Annotated in this window: 2 protein-coding genes; both read left to right on the forward strand. The window is 60.7% G+C overall.

The window, feature by feature from the left end:
• Positions 1–355: 355 nt before the first annotated feature.
• Positions 356–1,558, forward strand: coding sequence for a trans-sulfuration enzyme family protein (locus AC13F2_RS00065; protein ID WP_482964523.1), 1,203 nt, complete (start codon positions 356–358; stop codon positions 1,556–1,558).
• Between the two features lie 2 nt (positions 1,559–1,560).
• On the forward strand, positions 1,561–2,994 hold the full coding sequence (locus AC13F2_RS00070; RefSeq protein ID WP_482964522.1) for a Na+/H+ antiporter NhaC family protein: 1,434 nt from the start codon (positions 1,561–1,563) through the stop codon (positions 2,992–2,994).
• The last annotated feature ends 577 nt before the right edge of the window (positions 2,995–3,571 follow it).

A 3,571-nucleotide genomic window follows, 5' to 3' on the forward strand; every position in this document is an offset into this window, starting at 1 on the left:
GGGGTGGAGCAGTCCGGTAGCTCGTCAGGCTCATAACCTGAAGGTCGTTGGTTCAAATCCAACCCCCGCAACCAAACCAACACAAACAAGGGCTCCGCCAACAGGCAGAGCCCCTTTTTTATGCCCCCCGTAAAGACGCGCGAAACAGAGGCGCGCAGAACAGAAGCGCCCGGCCTGTTCGGATGCGCACTCCAGATAAGGCGAACATCGCAGGTCGATCCGGTAATCTAGCCGAATTGGTCAGTCATAAGCCGAAGTCGGTTGTTCTCATCATTGATTATTTTTCGCGCGGCAGTGTAACCCCGCAGAATGAAGATGATCGGGATCGATGCCGTAGCGATCAGGGGAGCTCTGATTGCCCGAAGGTATTTCGCACATGGTGAAACCACGCATGCTTGAACTGGATCCGCGCGACGAATTGCTTTGCCTGCGCGCGGCAGAGCCGGTTGCCGAATGCTCGGGAATGGTTCTGCCGGCGATCGCGCAGGCTTCGATCTTCCGCAAGGAGACGATGGAGGAACTGCACCGCGACCTTGCGCGCGAAAATGCCGCCAATGTCTATTCGCGCGGGACGAACCCTACTGTCCAGGTGCTCGAACGCACATTGGCCGAACTGGAGAGGGGCGAAGCGTGCAAATGCTTTGCCAGTGGCATGGGTGCCATCGGCGCCACGCTTTTTGGCCTGCTCAAAGCGGGCGATCATGTCCTCTTCGTCAACGACATTTACGGACCGACCCTGGAACTGGCGCGGCGTCTCGAGGATTTCGGCGTATCGCACGGTCAGGTGTTCACCGCAGACATCGCCGCAATCGATGCGGCCATGCGCGATGAAACACGTATGGTGTTCATGGAAAGTCCGGGTTCGACCCTGTTTCAGCGTATCGATGTCAGAGCCATTGCGAAGCTCGCCCGGGAACACGGCGCGCTGAGCGTCATCGACAATACGGTTGCAACGCCGCTGCTTCAAAAGCCGATCGAGTTGGGCGTCGATCTGGTGATCCATAGCTGTACGAAATATATCGGCGGCCACAGCGATGCCGTGGGCGGCGCGCTGATCGGATCGGCAGAGCTGATTGAGCGGGTTTTCTACAACGCCTACATGCTGTTGGGCGCCGTCATGCAGCCGCTGGAAGCCTTCCTGTTCCTGCGCGGATTGATGACATTGCCCACACGAATCCGGCGCCACCATGAAGATGCGCTTTGCCTTGCCAGATATCTGGACAACCGTTCGGACGTGGCGCGCGTCTTCCATCCGCAGCTGGCAGGGGCCACGCAGGCCGATGCCGATGGCTGGCGGGGCCATTCCGGCCTGTTCTCTTTCGAAATTGCCGAGGGAGGCTTCGCGCGTGCCGTAGCAGTCGCCAACCGTCTGCGTCTGTTCGGAAAGGCTGTAAGCTGGGGCGGGGCGGAGAGCCTTGTCATCACTGGTCACAAGAGCGACCCGATGGGCAAGGGGGGCGAGGGGTCGCGCATTCCGGCAGGTCTTCTGCGACTGTCGATCGGATTCGAGGGGGCGCACGCCTTGATCGAAGATCTGGATCAGGCGCTGGCGCTGTGAGCATGGCGGAAGCGCATTCCGGTCAGGCGCCGGAGGCACGGCCATCACTTTCGCTTAGCCTTTCCTTGCTGCCGATCATCGCACTGTTCGGTGCGATCGGTATCAGCATGGCAACGGTTGGCACGGGCGGCGGTGCACTGCTGCTCTCCATTCTCTTCGCGGCCACCATTGCCGGTCTTGTTGCACGCAAGGCGGGGGCAGGCTGGCAGGAGATTCAGCAGGAAACCGGGCGGCAGATTGCCGATGCGCTGCCCGCCATCCTCATTCTTTTGACGATCGGGGCGCTGATCGGCAGCTGGATGTTCAGCGGCACGATACCGATGATGGTCGTTCTCGGTATCGATCTCATCGATCCGCGCTTCATGGTTTTGACGGCCTTCGTTGCAACTGCGGTGATGTCCCTCATTTCCGGCACGTCATGGGGCTCCGCCGGAACGATCGGGGTTGCCCTGATGGGCGCAGCGCAAGCGATGGGCCTGCCGCTCGCGCCGGTCGCCGGGGCCGTGGTGTCCGGGGCCTATTTCGGCGACAAGCTGTCGCCTCTGTCCGACATGACCAATATCGCCGCGATCGGTGCGGGCGCGGAATTGTACGATCACATTCGCTGCATGCTCTGGACCAGCCTGCCGGCGGCGGTGATTGCGATCGTGACGTTTGCCGGGCTGGGGCTGGCAGGTGTTTCCAGTGGGACCTTGGCGTCCTCGGACGCGGCGCTGATCAAAAGCGAACTTGTCGGCGCGTTCGATCTTGGACCGCTGGCGGCATTGCCGTTACTGGTTGCGCTCGTTGGGATTGCGCTACGCAAACCGCCCGCCCTTGTGATTCTCGCCTCATCCGTCCTCGCCCTGATCGTCGGGGTCTTTGGCCAGGGATTTTCGTTCGTGGGTGCGGTCGCCAGTTTCGTCGACGGTTTTTCCGCAGCAGCCAACCTGACCGGCGCGGAATTTACTCCGAGCGTGGAGAACCTGCTGAACCGGGGAGGGCTCATGTCGATGTCAGGCACGCTCCTGTTCATCATCGCGGCATTCCTGCTGGCTGCCGGAATGAAAGTTTCAGGCGCGATCGACCGTTTGTTGAACGCACTCCTGGGCTTGGTTCAATCGGTCGTGAGCCTGGTGGCTGCCACCATGGCAGCTGGGGCGATCATGGTCGCAATGACCAGCCATGGCGGCGTGACTGCGCTTATCGTCGGTGGTCTGTTTCGTCGCCCGTTTGCAGAGCGCGATCTGGAACCCCAGTATCTGTCTCGCACGATCGAGGATTCCGTCACGGTGACGGAGCCGCTGATGCCATGGACGGTATCCGGCGTGTTCATGGCGTCGACACTGGGCGTTCCGACTCTTGCGCTGGCACCTTGGGCCGTTTTCTGCTGGCTCGGCCCGGTCACTTCGCTTGCTGCCGCCCTCTTTTTGGCCCGGAAATTCAAAGCGGCATAATTCGGACCATGTCGAACTGGGGCGGCCGGGGCCGTTCCAGCACGAGTGGACAGGCTTGAGGTGCACAAGCGCCCAGGCCGAATCTGTCCCCAAACGTCTGATCGCCTTCTTGCGAAGCGGCTCTCTGCCACCCCCTGGGCAGTCCGCCTGGCCGGTCGGCGAGAATGTGATGTTTGATTCTGTGATGGAATCGGGTGTGACTCGGGGTGTTGGCGGGGGTGATTGGGCGATTCCGGGTGGGTTGGGGTTGTGTGGTACCGCAGGTGGTGTTGTGGTGTTTGCGGGGTTTGGTGTTGGGAGGCGAGGGATTCCGGGGTTTTTTCACAAATGGGCAACAAAGTTTCAAAAAGGCGTTGACCGAATCCAACACCGCGCCTAGATGGCTCTCACCGACGCGGCGCTGACGGTTTCGACCGGGTGCTGCATTGGTCGCCAGCAGAGATGGACAGCCGGCCCCCCGGTGTAAATCGGGGGAATGACAGCTGTCCCTCTTGATATTGTTGGATGCTCTTTGACATTGTTGATTTTTGATGAAGGGACATGTGGGCGACGGCGCCCGGTCCGGGGATTTTAAGGC

The sequence above is a fragment of the Qipengyuania sp. L-5Y genome, assembly GCF_056859455.1.